At 34.9% G+C, this 18,284-nt stretch carries 16 protein-coding genes; 14 read left to right on the top strand and 2 right to left on the bottom strand.

Annotated elements, in window-relative coordinates; genetic code table 11:
- Both J0L69_15230 and J0L69_15225 read left to right on the top strand, forming a co-directional pair.
- A partial coding sequence (locus J0L69_15230; protein ID MBN8694546.1) for a hypothetical protein occupies positions 1-372 on the top strand: 372 nt, incomplete at its 5' end.
- A gap of 2 nt (positions 373-374) precedes the next feature.
- Positions 375-1,556: a GlmU family protein gene (locus tag J0L69_15225; protein MBN8694545.1), complete on the top strand. Its 1,182-nt coding sequence runs from the start codon at positions 375-377 to the stop codon at positions 1,554-1,556.
- Here J0L69_15225 and J0L69_15220 read toward each other — a convergent pair.
- Positions 1,553-2,122, bottom strand: coding sequence for a hypothetical protein (locus J0L69_15220; protein MBN8694544.1), 570 nt, complete (start codon positions 2,120-2,122; stop codon positions 1,553-1,555). The genes J0L69_15225 and J0L69_15220 overlap by 4 nt on opposite strands.
- A gap of 148 nt (positions 2,123-2,270) precedes the next feature.
- Between J0L69_15220 and J0L69_15215 the strand changes: the two genes are divergently transcribed.
- From J0L69_15215 to J0L69_15160, 12 genes are all read left to right on the top strand, one after another.
- A complete protein-coding gene (locus J0L69_15215; GenBank protein MBN8694543.1) occupies positions 2,271-3,095 on the top strand; it encodes an ABC transporter permease in 825 nt (274 codons plus the stop codon).
- 11 nt (positions 3,096-3,106) lie between these two features.
- Positions 3,107-4,342, top strand: a complete 1,236-nt coding sequence (locus tag J0L69_15210) for an ABC transporter ATP-binding protein (protein MBN8694542.1) — start codon at positions 3,107-3,109, stop codon at positions 4,340-4,342.
- A 2-nt stretch (positions 4,343-4,344) separates the two neighbouring features.
- A complete protein-coding gene (locus tag J0L69_15205; GenBank protein ID MBN8694541.1) occupies positions 4,345-5,055 on the top strand; it encodes a hypothetical protein in 711 nt (236 codons plus the stop codon).
- Entirely contained in the window at positions 5,040-5,975 is a 936-nt protein-coding gene (locus J0L69_15200) for a glycosyltransferase family 2 protein (GenBank protein MBN8694540.1), read from the top strand. Before J0L69_15205 ends, J0L69_15200 begins: the two co-directional genes overlap by 16 nt.
- Positions 5,968-6,987, top strand: coding sequence for an exostosin family protein (locus J0L69_15195; GenBank protein ID MBN8694539.1), 1,020 nt, complete (start codon positions 5,968-5,970; stop codon positions 6,985-6,987). The genes J0L69_15200 and J0L69_15195 overlap by 8 nt, the downstream gene beginning before the upstream one ends.
- Positions 6,984-8,630 carry a methyltransferase, TIGR04325 family gene (locus tag J0L69_15190; GenBank protein ID MBN8694538.1) on the top strand — a complete coding sequence of 549 codons (1,647 nt, stop codon included), beginning with the start codon at positions 6,984-6,986 and terminating at the stop codon, positions 8,628-8,630. Before J0L69_15195 ends, J0L69_15190 begins: the two co-directional genes overlap by 4 nt.
- Positions 8,630-9,682, top strand: a complete 1,053-nt coding sequence (locus J0L69_15185) for a glycosyl transferase (GenBank protein ID MBN8694537.1) — start codon at positions 8,630-8,632, stop codon at positions 9,680-9,682. Before J0L69_15190 ends, J0L69_15185 begins: the two co-directional genes overlap by 1 nt.
- A 55-nt stretch (positions 9,683-9,737) precedes the next feature.
- Positions 9,738-10,475, top strand: a complete 738-nt coding sequence (locus J0L69_15180) for a glycosyltransferase (protein ID MBN8694536.1) — start codon at positions 9,738-9,740, stop codon at positions 10,473-10,475.
- On the top strand, positions 10,475-11,236 hold the full coding sequence (locus J0L69_15175; GenBank protein ID MBN8694535.1) for a glycosyltransferase family 2 protein: 762 nt from the start codon (positions 10,475-10,477) through the stop codon (positions 11,234-11,236). The genes J0L69_15180 and J0L69_15175 overlap by 1 nt, the downstream gene beginning before the upstream one ends.
- Complete coding sequence (locus J0L69_15170) at positions 11,237-12,169, top strand: glycosyltransferase (GenBank protein ID MBN8694534.1); 933 nt, start codon at positions 11,237-11,239, stop codon at positions 12,167-12,169.
- Entirely contained in the window at positions 12,170-13,051 is an 882-nt protein-coding gene (locus J0L69_15165; GenBank protein ID MBN8694533.1) for an alpha-1,2-fucosyltransferase, read from the top strand.
- A gap of 103 nt (positions 13,052-13,154) precedes the next feature.
- A complete protein-coding gene (locus J0L69_15160) occupies positions 13,155-15,980 on the top strand; it encodes an AsmA family protein (protein ID MBN8694532.1) in 2,826 nt (941 codons plus the stop codon).
- A gap of 31 nt (positions 15,981-16,011) precedes the next feature.
- On the opposite strand, the gene J0L69_15155 is transcribed toward J0L69_15160, so the two are convergent.
- Complete coding sequence (locus J0L69_15155) at positions 16,012-18,225, bottom strand: cation:proton antiporter (GenBank protein ID MBN8694531.1); 2,214 nt, start codon at positions 18,223-18,225, stop codon at positions 16,012-16,014.
- Between the last annotated feature and the right edge of the window lie 59 nt (positions 18,226-18,284).

Below are 18,284 nucleotides of genomic sequence, written 5' to 3'. Positions count from 1 at the left end.
AGTGGAAACAGTGGAAACAGTGGAAACAGTGGAAACAGTGGAAACAGTGGAAACAGTGGAAACAGTGGAAACAGTGGAAACAGTGGAAACAGTGGAAACAGTGGAAACAGTGGAAACAGTGGAAACAAAAAAATCACTATATGCCATCTCCCTCCCGGCAAAAATCAAAATCCGCAAACAATAGAGATTGATGAAAATGCATGGCCTGCCCATCAGGCTCATGGTGACACGAAAGGCCCTTGTCCGCAAACAAAAGTTGGAGGAACAACACCAACTAAAGGAGGTGCTCAGCCATTAGGAAATGAAGAAATTAAAACCGGTGAAGTGAAATCAACGGAAGGATCTAATATCAAAACAGGCAGACCAAGATAATTATGAACTTGATTTTAATTGATGATAAAAAAGTATGGCAGCAACTATTGCCATTAACTTATACACGCCCTGTATCTGAAATACGAGTGGGAATTCTTACGATTCGTGAAAAATGGGAGAAGCATTTAAAATTAAAAGCCTCCTACCAAACAGAAGTTTATTTATCCGAAAAATTCCAGTTTTCCGCTTCAAAGGGCGATTCATTGTTTATTAATTCCTGCGTAATTCCGGATGATAAACTCATAGCTAAAATTAAAAAGCTTAAATCCGGACAAGGCTTAAAACAAGATAATAAATGGATTGCTTATAAAAGTGAAGCAATAAATTTCAACGAAAATACTGTTTTACAGAACAGTGAAGCGTATTCAAATTCATTAGTCTTAATAGAGCATGTTTGGGATATCTTTAAAAAGAATGGAGAGGCGATACAATTGGATTTTTCTTTACTAACAAAAGGACGCAAAAGTCAGGTTTTATCCAAATCAAATACTGTAATTGGTAAACGAAATCAAATTTTTCTGGAGAAAGGCGCAAAAGCAGAGGCCGCTATTTTTAATACCACATCCGGACCAATTTACATTTGTAAAAATGCCGAAGTAATGGAAGGTTCTGTGGTACGCGGTCCGTTTTCTTTGGGCGAAGAAAGCGCCTTAAAGTTGTCGTGCAAAGTTTACGGACCAACAACTATTGGTCCGCATAGCAAAGTAGGAGGAGAGGTAAATAATTCTGTGATTTTTGGTTATAGTAATAAAGCACACGATGGGTTTTTAGGCAATAGTGTATTGGGAGAGTGGTGTAATTTAGGCGCCGATACCAATAACAGTAATCTGAAAAATAATTATGGTAATGTGAAATTGCATAGCTATGCTACCGGTAAAAATGAAGATACAGGTTTGCAGTTTTGCGGTTTAATCATGGGCGATCATTCTAAATCGGGTATCAATACCATGTTTAATACCGGAACTGTTGTTGGTGTAGGAGCCAATATATTTGGAGGAGGATTTCCACCAACTCATATTCCTTCATTTACATGGGGCGGTGCGGAAGGTATGGAAACATACCGATTAGATAAAATGTTCGAAACTGCTCAACGTGTTTTTGAAAGAAGACATTTGAACTTGGAAGCGGAAGACAAAAAAATATTGGAACATGTTTTTGAAACAACTTCCGGTTTGAGAGATTAACTCAATCGTTTCCCTATTATTTTTAAGAGATTACCGAAAACCTGGCCGGGAGAAAATTTCCGCCAATGAAAATCATTTAATTCTCCATCAGAAATAAAGTAATAATCAATATTGGCGCGTTTGAATTCTTTTAAAACGTGTTCTCTGAAATTCAGGAACACAATCCATCCGTCTTCACCAATATCATCGAACCATTCTTCATAATACGAGTCATCCGAATAATGGAAATTCAACACGTTTTCACCAATGATGACGAATTTATTAATACCCGCATAAATCAGTTCATCAATTATGTCGCGCTTTAACAGCATGATGTCATTATTGATGGCGTCATTCCATTCCCCAATTAATTCTATAATAGCAAATCCTTCCTCGTAATCGCTGAATAAAACCTTTATGTAAAGTGTTTCGCTGCCAATATCATCCCATTGCGGGTGAATGTAATAGTTGTAAATGGTATTGGAGTATTCAAACTCGCTATATTCACGTCCATAGAATGGCGATTGCTCATCTTCCGAAGCAATATAGAGGTGTCGCCAGTTATAAAAAGGCTCAATGGTGTGCATACTGCAAAGGTAGTTAGTTAAGCGTATTTTTTTTGTAATTATTATAAAAAACAAGGATAAAACAGTGGATTTATGCACTAAAGCCATTTAATAACCTACTCTCAATTTCCCTCTAAAATGAGGGTTATTCACTATATTTGTGCTTATCTTGAAAACAGTTATTGATAGTGGTTCTTCCGGGCGTTTAAGTCTAAGCGAAATTATCCGTTTCAAGGGGCTGCTTTGGAACCTTTCTATGCGCGACGTTTTGGTGCGTTACAAGCAAACTTTAATTGGAGTATTATGGGCTGTAGTACGACCTGCTATCAATATTGCCATCTTTGTTTTCTTTTCCATGTTTATTGAAGGTGGTTCTGATTTGCAAGAACGTATTGTAAATGTTGGCGCCGGAATTATTATTTGGGGATTAATATCAACCTCTATTACTGATGTAAGTAATTCGTTGCTTAATAACTCGAATATTCTCACAAAAGTGTATTTCCCGAAATTGATAATTCCAATTTCTACATTGGCCGTTTGTTTAATTGATTTCCTTATTTCTTTTTTTATTCTTTTGATTTGTAAAATCGCAATTAATGGTTTTCCGGGACCCGAATTCTTTTTGTTCCCGGTATTTGTTCTTTATGCTATCTTGTTTTCATTTTCTGTCGGATTGTTTTTTGCGACTTTAAATGTAAAATACCGCGATATTAAATTCACTCTACCGTTTTTATTGCAAATTGGTTTTTATGCGTGTCCTGTTTTTTTAAGCGCTTCGTTTTATCTTGAAAAATTACCGGCATCATTCGCTCCGATTTTTATGTCGAATCCACTTGTTACTGTTATTGAAGGTTTCAAATATTGTTTTTTAGGCCAATCATTTGGTGTTGATATGGTATATGTATTAAGTGGATTGTGCTTAACTTTTTTAGTGTTGATATTTAGTTTGAGGTACTTTGTGAAATTTGAAAAAACCTTTGCTGATTTTATTTAATGAGTCAAGTAATTATCACTGCCAATAATGTCGGCAAAAAATATAATTTAAAACATCTCTCCGGAAAGAGTAAGGATGATATGTTTTTTGGATCCATTAAGGCAAAAGCAAAAGGATTATTCTCAAAAGCAAGTGAAGAGGAAGAATTTTGGGCATTGAAGGATGTTTCTTTTGAAATAAATCAAGGAGACAGAGTGGCTATTTTAGGACGTAATGGTGCAGGTAAATCTACTTTACTTAAAATACTAAGTAGAATTGTAGCACCAACAACAGGTAGAATCGAATTTGACGGTAGAATGGCAGCTCTCTTGGAAGTAGGTACTGGTTTCCATGGCGACCTTACCGGACGTGAAAATATTTTCTTGAATGGTTCTATTTTAGGAATGACTAAATCTGAAATCAAAAGCAAATTCGATGAAATTGTAGCTTTTTCTGAAGTGGAGAAATTTCTGGATACGCCGGTAAAAAGATATTCTTCCGGTATGTATGTGCGTTTGGCTTTTGCAGTTGCAGCACATCTCGATCCTGAAATATTAATCGTTGATGAGGTTTTAGCAGTAGGTGATGCGGCCTTTCAGAAAAAATGTTTGGGTAAAATGAAAGAAGTATCAGGTGGTGGAAAAACAATTCTGTTCGTTAGTCATAATATGGCGGCCGTTCAAAATATTTGCGATAAATCCATTTACTTGAAAAACGGACAATTGATTGATTATGGGAAGACAGAGGATATCCTTCCGCTTTATATGCGCTCTTCACAAGCAACCCGTTTAGCAGATTTAGGAAACAGACCAGATAGAATGGGAAATGGTGCTATTCGCTTTAAATCAATAAATATTAAGGATCAATCCGGGACAGTTGTCTCATCTGCACAATGTGGTTCTCCTTTAACGATCGAATTGGAAATTGAAGGTAATCCGTCTTTCGATTTGTCTTACGCTCGTTTCTCTATTGGTATTGATGATGATTTCGGTCAACGCATTACCCATTTGAGTAATGATGTAACGGAGCAAATTTTTGAAAAGGTGAAACCGGGTAATTCGCTCGTTAGTTTTCATATTCCGGAGTTGCCTTTAAAACGTGGAGATTATACCTTAACACTGTTCTGCGCAGTAAATGGCGATGTTGCGGATTGGATACAAGAAGCAGCAGTTGTTAATGTGGAAGCAGGAGATTTCTTCAGAACAGGAAAACTTCCGGAAGAAAGTCAGGGTAGTTTTTTTATGAAACATTCGGTTACAATACAATAAGCATGTTCAAGTATTTTAATATTTTTAAAAAGGAAATTAGCCGCTTAAGAACAGATGAGCCGAATCATCCTTCTTATTCTTCTTTATGGCGTTATTTTTTTAAATGGAAACGCCTTGCGCATTCTAATTCGGTAGAAGCTCAATTGCCTTGGATAAGTTTCCCGGTAATTGATTTTTTAAACACAACGCTTACTTCTCAGTCAAAAATATTTGAATATGGCGGAGGTGGTTCTACGGTGTTTTTTTTGAAAAGCGCCTCTCTGGTTGTAACGGTAGAGCATAATAAAGAATGGTTTGAAATTTTGAAGGACAAAATTGGTTCTAATGTAAAATGGAAACCCTTTTATATTGAACCTGAAAATTGCACGGATTACGATGTGACTTTATGTGCCAATCCTGATAAATATTTTTCAAAGGATAAAGATTACGTAAATAAATCTTTCGTAGAATATGCATCCGCAATTGATACTTACGAAGATAATTATTTTGATTTTGTTTTGGTGGATGGTCGCGCACGGCCTTCTTGTATAAAGCACGGTATTCCGAAAATCCGCAAAGGAGGATATCTTATTCTTGATAATTCTGAAAGAGAGTATTACAAGGAATATTTCAAGAAACAGTTAAATGAAAATTTTGTAGAAGTAATCAATTATAGCGGACCAACACCATTTTGTACTTGGTTTAATCGTACCAGCGTTTGGCAAAAGAAATAATGAACTTAGCTCCAATTATATTATTTGTGTATAACCGTCCGGGTCATACACGTCAAACTTTACAAGCTCTAAAAAGTAATGTGCTAGCCGATCAATCCATTCTTCATATTTATGTTGATGGATTAAAGGATGATGCCGGCGAAGAAGCAATGAGTAATCAGGCAGAATTAAAAAAAATACTTCGTGAAGAGCAATGGTGCAAGGAAGTTGTTATACATGAATCAGAAAAAAACTTAGGACTCGCGAGTTCAGTGAAAAAAGGCGTAACGGAAATTGTAAATCAATTTGGGAAGGTAATTGTTTTAGAGGATGATCTAATTACCGGGAAGTATTTTTTAAAATTCATGAATGATGCGCTGGATATGTATGAAAATTCTCACGAAGTTATCTCCATCACCGGATATATTTATCCCGTTAAGCGATTAATGCCTCAAACATTCTTCTTAAAAGGTGCTGATTGCTGGGGATGGGCAACCTGGAAAAGAGGATGGGATTTGTTTGAAAGCGAAGGAAAGAAATTACTAAGCGAATTAGAGTCAAAGAACTTAATTGATGATTTTAATTTTTATAAATCTTATCCTTATGCTCAAATGTTACGCGATCAGATTGAAGGGAAGAATGATTCGTGGGCGATTTTATGGTATGCTTCAGCTTTTTTAAAGGATAAATTGACTTTATATCCGGGTATCTCAATGGTTCATAATATCGGAATAGACGGATCAGGCATGCACAGCGGTGCTTATACCGATAAATTTAATGTAAAGCTCAATAACAGCGAAGTAAAATTAGTAACAGTTCCTATTAAGGAGAATGAACGCTGTAAGGTGTATATAGCTGAATATTTTTATGAGGTATTTGGTACTAAGGAAAAAACATTCTTTGAAAAGATAAAACATAAATTATTTGGAAGGAATGCTTAATGTTTATTCAGATAAATTATGGCTACCGGCTAATACTAATCATACGGTTTTATTATATCCTTTTTGGGGTGAAATTCCGGTGCCTCCCGGCGAGCCGGATACCAATAGATTTAAGAACTTCGTGCTTAATGCTCATACGATTGTAAATTTAGTGAATGAACCAAATAATGCAGATGTTTTTGTTCTACCATTTGAATATCGCAGTGATGCCTTGTCGTTGAATTTGGCTAACACTGCCGCACAATTCGCGAAAAGTTACGGTAAGAAATTAATACTGTTTTTTAATTCGGATTCACCTGAACCTATTCAAATTGAAAATGCAATTGTATTTAGAACTTCTTTTTATAAGTCGGAAAGAAGAAAGAATGAGTATGCTTTTCCCGGATGGAGTGTAGATTTCACAGAAGCCTATTCTAATGGTTTTTTTCCAATAAAGAAGGAATCTGTTCCGAGTGTGTGTTATTGTGGTTACGTTAATAATAAACGAAGAAGTTTAAAACAAACTCTCAAGAATATACTTATAAAGCCTAAATCAAAATCCTATGAATACGGAGCATATGTTAGAGGTAAAGCAGTAGAGCGATTAATAAGAAACAATAAAATTAAATGTGATTTTATTATACGTGATGATTTTTGGGCCAGTCAATCGAAAGGACTTAAGGAAACACGAGAAGAATACGCTAAAAATATGCTGAATAGTCCATATGCATTGGTAACTCGTGGCGCCGGTAATTTTTCTTATCGCTTTTACGAAGTTTTTAGTTGTGGGCGCATACCGGTTTTTATCAATACCGATTCTGTTTTACCATTTGAGGAATTTATTAATTGGAAGGAGCATATGGTTTGGGTAAACGATACCGATATAAATAATATTGGTGAGATATTATTGGAGTTTCATAATAAAATTTCTCCCGAAGCTTTTTTAGAACTTCAGATTAAAAACAGAAAATTATATGAAGACTGGTTATCCCCTTTGGGTTATTTTAGTCATTTGAAAGAATATATAAAATGATGCCTACCGTATACATACATCTTGGAAATTTACCAGCTTATTTAAAATTGTCGGTACAACAAGCCCGTAAGTATAATCAACGCGTTGTATTAATTTCTGATAGCAAGCCCGATTTTGATTGCGAGTGGGTGGATGTAACGACAGTTTCTGAAGATGTTCAGCGTTTTTCTTCCGTATATGCACATATGAGCACGAACTCCAAAAAGTTTGAGCTGATTTGTATCAAACGCTGGATTATTCTACGTAATTATATGACGAAGCATAATGTCAACATAGCTTACTATACCGATTCTGATGTGATGATTTATGATAGTTTAAGCGACATTTATAATACACACTATTCGAATTATGAGGTGTGTTATACCATGCCAGCTGATCAGGAAAATTTTCGTTGGACCGCCTCAGCCTGTTGTTCATTTTGGACTATTAAATCTATAAAAGCCTTCGTTGATTTTATTTTTCATTGCTATGATGTAACAGGTATTAAAAAACTGGAAGAGAAGTGGAATTATCATATGAAGAACGGTATTCCCGGTGGTGTGTGCGATATGACCTTGTTGTATTTGTTTCACGATAAGCTTAATTTTTGTTCTCTTTCCTCTGTAAACGGAAATATAACTTTTGATCAAAATTTTATTGATGGTGAGAATTATTATAGAAATGAGTATGCAACTGAATATGCAGTCGATTTCGATTTAAAAATAAAGAAATTGAGTTGGGAGAATAATCAGCCCTACGCTAATAATTTAAAACTGAACAAAAAGATTCGTTTTGTAGTACTCACTGAGTACGCCAAATTACTTACCAATGTCAAGCAAAATGAATCAAAGCCAAACCCTATTATCAGTTTAGCTAAACGCGTTATGAATAAGCTCAAACGATTATTTCAAGGTGAAAGTAAAAGTCGACACGGTTGGTTTGGAAATTACAAGTCTTGGCAGGAAGCGAAAGCAAAATGTTCAGGCTACGATGCGGATGTTATCTTTAATAAAGTTCGTGAATCTTTATTGAAAGTAAAAAATGAAGAAGCTGTATATGAACGGGATTCTGTTTTGTTTAATCAGATTCAGTATTCTGTTCCATTATTAGAGGCATTAAAGACAGTTAGTCAAAACCATGAACTTAGTATTATTGATTTTGGAGGTTCATTAGGGAGCACTTATTTTCAAAATCGCGATTTGCTTTATTCTATTAAGAAGATAAATTGGTCAATTGTAGAGCAAAAACATTTTGTGGATGGGGGTAAGAAGGAGTTTGAATCGGAAAGCTTGAAGTTTTTTTATGATATTCCTACCGCTATTCAATATTCCGGAAAAAGAGCTATTCTCTTATCCAGCGTTATACAATATTTCGAGAAACCGTATGATTTAATTGAGGAGGTAATGAATCACGGTTTCGAATATGTTATTATTGACAGAACTGCATTTATAGAGGGAGAAGAGAGAATTACAGTTCAAATAGTTCCGGATTCTATTTACAAAGCGTCATATCCTGCCTGGTTTTTGAATGAGACAAAATTCAAAAATGTATGGGGTGAAAAGTATCAATTAATAAATGAATTCGACAGTAAGTTTGATCCTGAATCTGTAATGGAGGATGGAAAAAAGGTGTATCGTAAAGGTTTTTTATTTAAATTAAAGTAATGAAACTTAATTTTTGTACATTATTTAATGCTAATTACCTCTCTCGTGGTGTTCTTATGTACCATTCCCTGCAAAGGCATTGTAAAAATTTTCATTTGTACGTTTATGCTTTCGATGATAAAACTTACGATTATTTATCTCAAGCTAATTACCCAAATCTCACAGTTATTTCCTTAAAGCAATTTGAAGATCCCGAGTTATTGCGCATTAAGCCTTCAAGGAGTGCAGGAGAGTATTGTTGGACATGCTCGTCTTCAACCATTTTATATTCGATCGAAAAATATAATCTGGATAATTGTACCTACATTGATGCGGACATGTGTTTTTATTCCGACCCAAAGGTATTAGTGGATGAAATGGGCGATAATTCTGTATTAATTACCGAACACCGATATACTTCAAGCTATGATCAATCAGCAATAAGTGGAAAATATTGTGTCCAATTCGTAACGTTTAAAAACACACCGGAAGGAATGAAAGTGCTGAAATGGTGGCGAGATGCCTGCATTGATTGGTGTTATGGCTATGTGGAAGATGGAAAATTCGGTGACCAAAAATATCTGGATACGTGGACGCGTGATTTTAAAGGCGTACATGAGTTAAAACATTTGGGTGGAGGATTAGCCCCCTGGAATATGCAACAATATGCTTTTACCAAGGAAGGTAAGACCATCCAGGGAAAAGAATTAAGCAGTGGAAAAATTTTTGAAGCGGTGTTTTTTCATTTTCACGGGTTGAAATTATTCAGTAATGATATGGTTTCATTAACCGGTGAGAATTATGAAATGAATAGGGAGGCGATTGATATTTTCTTCAGGCCGTATGTAAAGGAACTCATGCAAGTTTCTGAGGAAATCCGGAAAAGGGACGATAGTTTTAATTCAAACGGAGCAAATCAACCTACAGATAAGGAACCAATGACATTCGCTCAAATACTTAAGTTTTTCCAGTACGATGTCAGGATGAACCTTGTGAATATATTCGGCTCCAAAACCCGCTCCCGACTGGCACATTATCACTATTATAAGGTTAGTGATTTTATTAATAAATAAGACTTTTTGCATTTTATTTTATTCCTTAAATGGTTAACTTGCTTACGCATTAAGCGTGGCTAAATTCTCAATAATAACAATCAATTATAATAATTCCATCGGTTTGGAAAAAACGATGAGCTCGGTATTTAATCAAACGTTTAAAGACTTTGAATACATTGTTATTGACGGAGGTTCGCAGGATGGGAGTAAAGAATTAATTGAGAAGAATGCATCCCGAATCAGTAAATGGATTTCTGAAAAGGACAGTGGAATTTACAATGCCCAAAATAAAGGAGCAAAAATAGCTACCGGCGAATATTGTTTGTTTTTAAACTCGGGGGATTATTTCGCTGATAATTTGGTGTTACAAAAAGTTTCGGAAGCCGGTTTGTCGGAAGATTTTGTTTATGGTGATTTATTGTTAGAGAATAATCATGGGCAAATCGAAAAAGCTTTTTCTCCTGATAAATTAAACGTACACCACTTTATGATTTCTACACTTTGGCATCCTTGTACATTTATTCGACGCGAGGTGTTTGTGAAGTATGGTTATTATAAAGAAAATTATAAAATCACAGCGGATTATGAGTTTTTCATCCGCACGATATTGAAACATAAATTAAAATACAAGCATTTGAGTTTATTCGTTGCTGTATTTAATACGGGTGGAATTGGTAGTACCGATACGAATAGAAAACTACAAGAAAAGGAACGGGAACAAAGTTGGTTGGAGAATTACTCACCCCTAACTTACAGTTGGTTTAAATTTAAAACAAAATTGAAGCGGTATAAGGAGGCCAAACTCGCATAATGAAGGAGTGGTTGTATTATAAACGTAAGAGTATTTTGTCGGCGTTGCGTAAGTTGGGTCGCTCAACCCAACGCATTTTCATGAATGATTTTTTAAGCGAGAAAGACAGTTATGCCGTTCCAATAATCATTAATAACTACAACCGTTTAACTTATTTAAAGACTTTGATCGAGTGGTTGGAGAAGAATGGATATACGAATATTATTATTCTCGATAATAATTCTACCTATCCTCCATTATTAGATTATTATAAAACCGCGAAGAACAAAATCGTTTATTTGAATGACAATTTGGGTTATATGGCTTTATGGAAGAGTGCTTTTTTTAAAGAAGTTAAGAATTCATATTATGTTTATACCGACCCGGATGTGGTACCAAATAATGATTGTCCGAAGGATTTGGTTTTTCAATTATACAAAGTGCTAAAAGCAAATAATCGAATAGAGAAGGCAGGAGCAGCTTTGAAGTTAGATGATTTACCTGATTATTATAACTTCAAAAGCGAAGTTATCAAGGCAGAAGAAAAGTACTGGACTAAAAAAGTTAGCGATAATGTGTACGATGCTTTAGTAGATACAACATTTGCGTTGTATAGACCTTTAGCTTTTGGGAATGCAGAAGAATGCAAAGCGTTTCGTTTGGGAGGTAAATACAGCCTGCATCATTTGCCCTGGTATGAGAACAGCTCTCAACAAAACGAAGAAAATCAATTTTATAAAAACAGTATTGTAAAAAACACCACAGTGTGGTCACAACAATAAATGAAGCCCTTAGTTTCCATATGTATTCCTGCTTATCAGCAAACACATTTTTTAAAAATGTGTATTGATTCGGTGTTGAAGCAAACATATGCGAATTTTGAAGTGATAATTACCGATGATAGCAAAGATGATTCTGTAAGGAAGTTGATAGAATCATATAGAAATCCACTTTTACAATATTTTCATAACACTCCTGCTTTAGGAAATCCCCTCAATTGGAACTCAGCCATGGAGAGAGCCAAAGGCAAATACATCAAAATTATGCATCACGATGATTATTTTCTTAAGGAAGATAGTTTGACTAAAATGGTGAATGCAGCAGAGAAAGCTAAAGTGGATTTTGTGTTTTGTAATACCGAAGTATGGCATCAAAATAGTGATACACGACGAATTGCCAAGCCTAATTCAGCACAATTAAAACGACTCGAAAAAGATATTAATTTTCTGTTTTTTAAAAATGTAATAGGTGCTCCATCCGCTACTTTATTTTTGAATAATAAAAAGTATTTCAATTCAAAATTCAAATGGTTAGTCGATGTAGAATTCTATATACGTTATTTAAAGGCGGCAAAATTTGCTTATGTAAATGAAGCTTTGGTTTGCACGGTACATGAAGCACCCGGACAAGTTACGCAAGCCGTAAAAGGTACAAGAGATGTTGAATTGAAAGAGAATATTTTATTGTTTTCTTTATTACTGCCACAGTTGAAACAAACTAAAAACTACGAGTTGTTTTTCGAGTATTTTTTCAGGGATTTTGAAATTAAGAAAATAGAAGAACTGGAAGCATTAACTGATTTAAGCAGGGAATTGAAGAAAATATTCGAAAGAATTTTAAACAAAAAGGACAAAAACGTAACCATAAAAAGATTAATTTGGCGTTTATATAACAGCCGTTATAATAAACGTTATTTTAAATTAGAGCAGTTTTAAATGATTATTGTCAAATTAATGGGCGGACTGGGTAACCAGATGTTTCAATACGCGGCGGGGCGTTGTTTGGCTCATTTACACAAAACTGAACTAAAATTGGATTTGTCTTATTTGGAAGCAGATCCTCAAAACAAATACACGAAGCGGCATTATGCTTTGGATGTGTTTAATATTCATGCAACAATAGCTACAGAAGGTGATGTTAAACCGTTTCTTCCCCTATATCGTAACAAATATCATAGTACTTTACAGCGTAAGCTGCCTATATTGTTTTCAAAAATTGTCGCCAATGAAAGCGGACATGCGTTTATGAAGGAGTTCTACAGTTTTCCTGCCAAAACCTATTTAAATGGTTTTTGGCAATCGGAATTGTATTTTCAATCGGTGAGGGAAATTCTCTTAAATGAATTTACAATCAAGCAAGAACCGGATGCTGCAAACTCGGCATTGGCAGAAAAAATAAAATCGCTTACCGCGGTGAGTTTACATATTCGAAGAGGCGATTATGTAAACAATAAAGAAGCTGCTGCCTTTCATGGCAGTTGTTCTTTAGCGTATTACCATCAAGCTATTTCGTATATAAAGACCGTTTGTGAGTCGGCACATCTTTTTGTGTTTTCGGATGATGTTGCTTGGGCAAAAGCAAATCTAAACTCTATTCTTCCGGTTACCTACATTGATATTAACACAGAGAAGCCACACTACGATATTTGGTTAATGAGTTTGTGTAAACATCATATCATTGCTAATAGCAGTTTCAGTTGGTGGGGTGCGTGGCTTAACCCATATGCCAATAAATTGGTAATTGCTCCAACTCAATGGTTTGCAGGTGTGGAGGCTCATTCGCACAATATTTATCCCGAAAATTGGATAATCATGTAAGTGAAAAAACGTAAGTAAATTTTAATAAAATTTAATCTTTTCCTTAATTAAATCATCTGTTAAAACGCTAATCTTTAGTATTTTTAGCTTTTAATCTTTTATTATGACAGACATGAACGAAAAGCCGAAAAAGAGCTTGATAAAGCGCATTTTGAAATGGACAGGAATTACGTTCCTTTTATTAATCATTTTAATTATTGCAGCACCATTTTTGTTTAAAGATAAAATTGTTGCTCTTGTAAAAGAGGAAGCTAATAATAATTTAAATGCAAAAGTTGATTTCGGCGATTTTGATTTAACCCTCATCAGTACGTTTCCTGATTTTCATTTTGTAATTAAAGATGTACGAATTGTTGGTATCAACGAATTTGAGAAGGATACATTGGCTTATATTGGAGAGTTAAGCACCAACATCAATTTGAAAAGTGTTTTAAGCGGCGATAAATATCAGATTAATTCAGTGGTGATCGATAAAGCCCGAATTAAAGCGGTGGTGTTACATGATGGTAAAGCGAATTGGGATATTGCTAAGGCAAGTGCCGATACTACTACCACTACTGAAGCTCCAAGTGAGCCAACAAAATTTGCATTGCAGCTAAAGCAATTTAAGATTAGCGATACATATATTGTTTACGATGATAAACAAGGTGACATGTATGGAAGATTAGAAGGGTTTAATTACGAATTGAAAGGTGATTTTACACAGGATGTTTTTGTGATGGAGAATTTACTTGATATCGCTAAAACAACTTATAACATGGGCGGTGTTGGTTATTTAACAGATGTACATATTCATTCTAAAGCCGATTTAGACATGGATATGCCGAACATGAAATTTACATTTAAAGAAAATGAATTAAGTTTAAATGATTTGACTTTAGGATTTGATGGTGTTATTACCATGCCAACGGATGACATTGGCTTAGATGTTACTTTCAAAGCTAAACAAACGGAATTCAAATCTATTTTATCTTTAATTCCTGTTGTTTACTCCAAAGACTTTGCTGGATTAAAAACATCGGGTAAACTCGCTTTAAACGGATACGCAAAAGGTACCTATAATGATAAGCAATATCCAGCTTTCGGTGTAGAGTTAACTGTTGCCGATGGTATGTTTAAATATCCTTCTTTACCGAAATCAGTGAACAATGTAAACATTGATGTGAAAGTGAAAAATCCTACCGGTGTACTGGATGCTACAACAATTGATGTCAATAAATTTCATGTAGAAATGGGAGGGAATCCTGTTGATTTATGGGCACATGTTGCTACGCCAATTTCAGATCCGAATATTGATGCACAAGTGAAAGCGAAAATTGTTTTGGCAACTGTAAAAGAATTTATTCCGCTTGAAAAGGGTGATGAAATGAATGGAACCATTACCGCAGATATAGAGATGGCCGGACGAATGAGTTCAATTGAGAAGAAGGAATACGAAAAATTTAAAGCGCAGGGGGTACTTGAAATTGCGGGTATGAATTATAAAAGTTCAACATTACCGTATGAAGTTTTGTTGAATATGATCAAGTTTAATTTTACCAATCAATTTGTAGAGTTAGCAGGCTTTGATGCTAAAATGGGTAATACAGATATTCAAGCTAGCGGTAAGATTGAAAATTTCATGGAGTATGTATTTAAGGATTCATTAATCACCGGGCATTTTAATATGACCTCTAACGTGATTGACTTAAACCAATTAATGGGTCCTGAAGAAGCAACGCCAACCGAAACAACTGCGGCTGCGCCAACTTCAACTGCCGCAACGGGTGTTATTGAGGTGCCGGGTAATATCGATTTTGTTTTGAACGCGAAAATGGGAAAGATAATTTATACCAACCTTAATTTGGAAAACGTAGCCGGTAATATTGTGGTTCGTAAGAAAAAAGTAGACATGACGAATTTAAAACTGAATGTACTTGGTGGCGCTATGCTATTGAATGGTTATTATGAAACAACGAATCCAACCAAGCCTAAAGCAAACTTTACTTTGAAGTTGGATAACTTCGATATTCAAACAACATTCAATGCGTTTAATTCAGTACAAAAATTGGCACCTATCGGTAAATATGCAAAAGGTATGTTCTCGGCAGTTATCGAAGATTTTGACATGGTGTTAAATGATAAAATGGAGCCGGATTTGAATACCGCGCACATGCATGGTAAATTAAAAACTAATAAAGTGAGTGTTGGAGGATATGAACCTTTCGTAAAATTGGGAGATGCTTTAAAGATTGAGCAATTAAAAAATCTTGATTTCCAGAATATGGATGTGTCGTTTGAAATGAAAGACGGTAGGGTTGAGACAAAACCATTTGATGTAAAGGTAAACCAAATCAATACTAACATTAGCGGAAGTACCGGTTTGGATGAAACCATCGATTATAAATGGAAAATGGAAATTCCGCGCGCTATGTTTGGTGCACAAGCCAATAGTGCTTTAAATAGTTTAATGGCACAAGCTAATCAAGCTGCCGGAACAAATGTTAGTTTAGGAGAGAAAGTAAAAGTAAACATCAACTTTGGCGGTACGGTTAGTAAGCCTACCATTAAAACCGGACTAAAAGACGGGGATAAACCCGCTGTTGAGCAAGTGAAAGAACAAGTGGTGGCTGCCGTGGTAGATAAAGCTAACGAAGAAGCACAGAAAATTTTAGATGATGCTAAAGCACAGGTTGAGAAAATGAGAGCAGAAACCCAAGCTCAAGTGGATAAATACAAAGCGGAAGGTTATGCCGCAGCTGACAAACAAGTAGAACAAGCTACTAATCCTATTGCTAAGATTGCAGCCAAGAAAGCGGCAGAATTAGCGAAGAAGGAGGTTGATAAGCAAGCGCAAAAGATGGTGGATGAGAGCGAAAAGCGTTGTCAGAAAACATTGGATGATGCGAAAATAAAAGCCGATGAAACGGCTAATAAACAAAAGAAATAGTTAGAGCTAATTGGCAGGTGAAAAGAAATTTTTAAAACTTTTCTCCTGCCATAATTAAAATTCTTTTTTCATTACCAACAATCCAAACTTTGTCGTTTTCCTTAAAAATTAAATCCGATTCAGGATTAAGAATTCTTTTTCCATCTCTTTCCACTCCTACAACAAGTCCTTTTGTTCTCTCACGGATGTTAGATGTCTTAATGCTTTTTCCAATCAAAACTGATTTTGTATTTATAGTGAAATGAAGAAGTTTTATCTCTGTTTTGGCTTTAAGAATATTTGTAGCAACTTCTTCTTTTTCTATATAATCTTTAAATTTTTTTAATTGATCATCAGTGCCAATAACTGAAATAATGTCTTGTGGATACAAACGTTCAAACCTGTCTGGTACGTTTATAGTAATGTCTTCTCTATCAATTGCAGCAATGTTTACCCCAAATTTTTCCCGAATTTCAGACTCTAATAGCATCTTTCCGATAAATGGCGAATGAGAGTTCAGTTTAAATGATGAAAGATGCGTATCCCAAGGTGTTAAGTGTGATTTTTTGTTATTGTATCGTGTTTCTCGTTCGTTTAGGTTTAAAAGAAAACGCCCTTCAATTTTACCATAAAACTTCTGAATCCTTTTTCTGAATAAATACAAAGCGATAAAAGTTATAAATACACCAAGTAAAGCAGTTCTCGTTGAAAATAAGCTATCAAATAGAAAACCTATCAATACAATCGAGAATAGTATTCTGACAAGTTGCAAAGTAACTAAAGGACTTCTATATTCTTCTATACTCCACATTTTGGCGTAATCGTTTTTGTTTCCGCGCCTGAACGAAAGTGCCCATAAGAAAGGCGAAATAAAAACTATTGTTATTACGGCAGTAATTATACGACTCCATTTATATTCCCAAAAATAGGGTTGTATGAATTTTATATTAATAAGTATAATAGTAACGATAATAACAATAAAAATAATGGAATTACTAATTGTACTTCTTATTAATTTTCGCCACTCACTGATTTCTGTAAGTTTATCTGTACTGATGCTATAATTATTAATTATCTCATTCCATCTATCAGGCAGAATTCTCTGCAGTAAATTATTTGCATTCTCTGAAAACTTAATCATATAAGGAGTAGTGAATGTGGTGATAACTGAAACCGCAACCGCAACAGGATATAGAAAATCGCTTGTAACTTTTAAGCTTAATCCAAGTGAAGCTATAATGAAGGAAAACTCACCTATTTGTGAAAGGGACATTCCTGTTTGAACAGCGATTTTTAAAGGCTGTCCGGTTAAAACAGATCCTATAATTATAAAAAGTGGTTTTCCAAAAATCAAAATAAGAACAGAAAGAGCAACAGGAATAATGTGCTCTATGATAGTGTTGGGGTTAATTAACATGCCAACTGATACAAAGAATATAGCGCCGAATAGGTTCTTAAGAGAAGAGATTAAATGTTCGATTCTTTCGGCTTTTGTAGTTTCCGCGAGAATGGATCCCATAATGAATGCGCCAAATGCAGGTGAGAATCCGGCGTACAGAGCCATAATTACTAATGCAAAACACAAGGCAAGGGAAAAAATTAAAAGAATCTCTTCATTAAGCAAGTTCTTCAAGAACTTTAAAATGGATGGTAAGAAGAAAATGCCTGAAACAAACCAGAGAACAAGAAAGAAAAATAATTTTGAGACAGAAAATAGCAATTCTGTGCCTTCAAATTCACGGCTAATAGATAGAGTGGTTAATATTACCATTAAAATAACAGCAGCAAGATCTTCTACAATAAGAACACTGGTAACTATATTGGTGAATTTTTGTGTTTTAACATTTAGTTCCTGAAAGGCCCTTATAATTATTGTAGTCGATGCAATACCTAATATTCCTCCCATGAAAATACTGTCAGTATTATTCCACCCCAAAAGTTTTCCAAGCAAAAATCCTGATAAAAGTGTTAAGCCAACACCCATAAGCGCTATCACAATAATGCGAGAGCCTTCTTTGAGAAGTTTTTTAAAACTGAATTCCAAGCCTAAATTGAAAAGCAAAAAAATCACTCCTATTTCAGCCCATGTTTTAATGCTTTCAATTTCCGCCACAGTAGGAAAAAATTTGAAATAAGGCCCAACAATAACACCAGCAATAATATACCCAAGAACTATCGGTTGTTTTAGAAATCTAAATAAAATGCCAAATACAGCAGCGCCTAAAAGTATAAGCGCTAAATCAGTTATTAAGGGCGGTAAATGCATCTTTTTGCAAGATACACATTATCACAAATTCAATAAATTAATTGTAGATAATGTTGAAA

This window comes from Bacteroidota bacterium (assembly GCA_017303905.1).
Classification (GTDB): Bacteria; Bacteroidota; Bacteroidia; order B-17B0; family Aurantibacillaceae; genus JAHEYG01.
This window is presented reverse-complemented; position numbering and strand designations above follow the sequence as displayed.

What these genes read in the sequence shown, in the direction of transcription:
- J0L69_15225 (MBN8694545.1), top strand. Translation starts at nt 375, where the DNA reads ATGAACTTGATTTTAATTGATGATAAAAAAGTATGGCAGCAACTATTG.
- J0L69_15220 (MBN8694544.1), bottom strand. Translation starts at nt 2,122, where the DNA reads ATGCACACCATTGAGCCTTTTTATAACTGGCGACACCTCTATATTGCT.
- J0L69_15205 (MBN8694541.1), top strand. Translation starts at nt 4,345, where the DNA reads ATGTTCAAGTATTTTAATATTTTTAAAAAGGAAATTAGCCGCTTAAGA.
- J0L69_15195 (MBN8694539.1), top strand. Translation starts at nt 5,968, where the DNA reads ATGCTTAATGTTTATTCAGATAAATTATGGCTACCGGCTAATACTAAT.
- J0L69_15190 (MBN8694538.1), top strand. Translation starts at nt 6,984, where the DNA reads ATGATGCCTACCGTATACATACATCTTGGAAATTTACCAGCTTATTTA.
- J0L69_15185 (MBN8694537.1), top strand. Translation starts at nt 8,630, where the DNA reads ATGAAACTTAATTTTTGTACATTATTTAATGCTAATTACCTCTCTCGT.
- J0L69_15175 (MBN8694535.1), top strand. Translation starts at nt 10,475, where the DNA reads ATGAAGGAGTGGTTGTATTATAAACGTAAGAGTATTTTGTCGGCGTTG.
- J0L69_15170 (MBN8694534.1), top strand. Translation starts at nt 11,237, where the DNA reads ATGAAGCCCTTAGTTTCCATATGTATTCCTGCTTATCAGCAAACACAT.
- J0L69_15165 (MBN8694533.1), top strand. Translation starts at nt 12,170, where the DNA reads ATGATTATTGTCAAATTAATGGGCGGACTGGGTAACCAGATGTTTCAA.
- J0L69_15160 (MBN8694532.1), top strand. Translation starts at nt 13,155, where the DNA reads ATGACAGACATGAACGAAAAGCCGAAAAAGAGCTTGATAAAGCGCATT.
- J0L69_15155 (MBN8694531.1), bottom strand. Translation starts at nt 18,225, where the DNA reads ATGCATTTACCGCCCTTAATAACTGATTTAGCGCTTATACTTTTAGGC.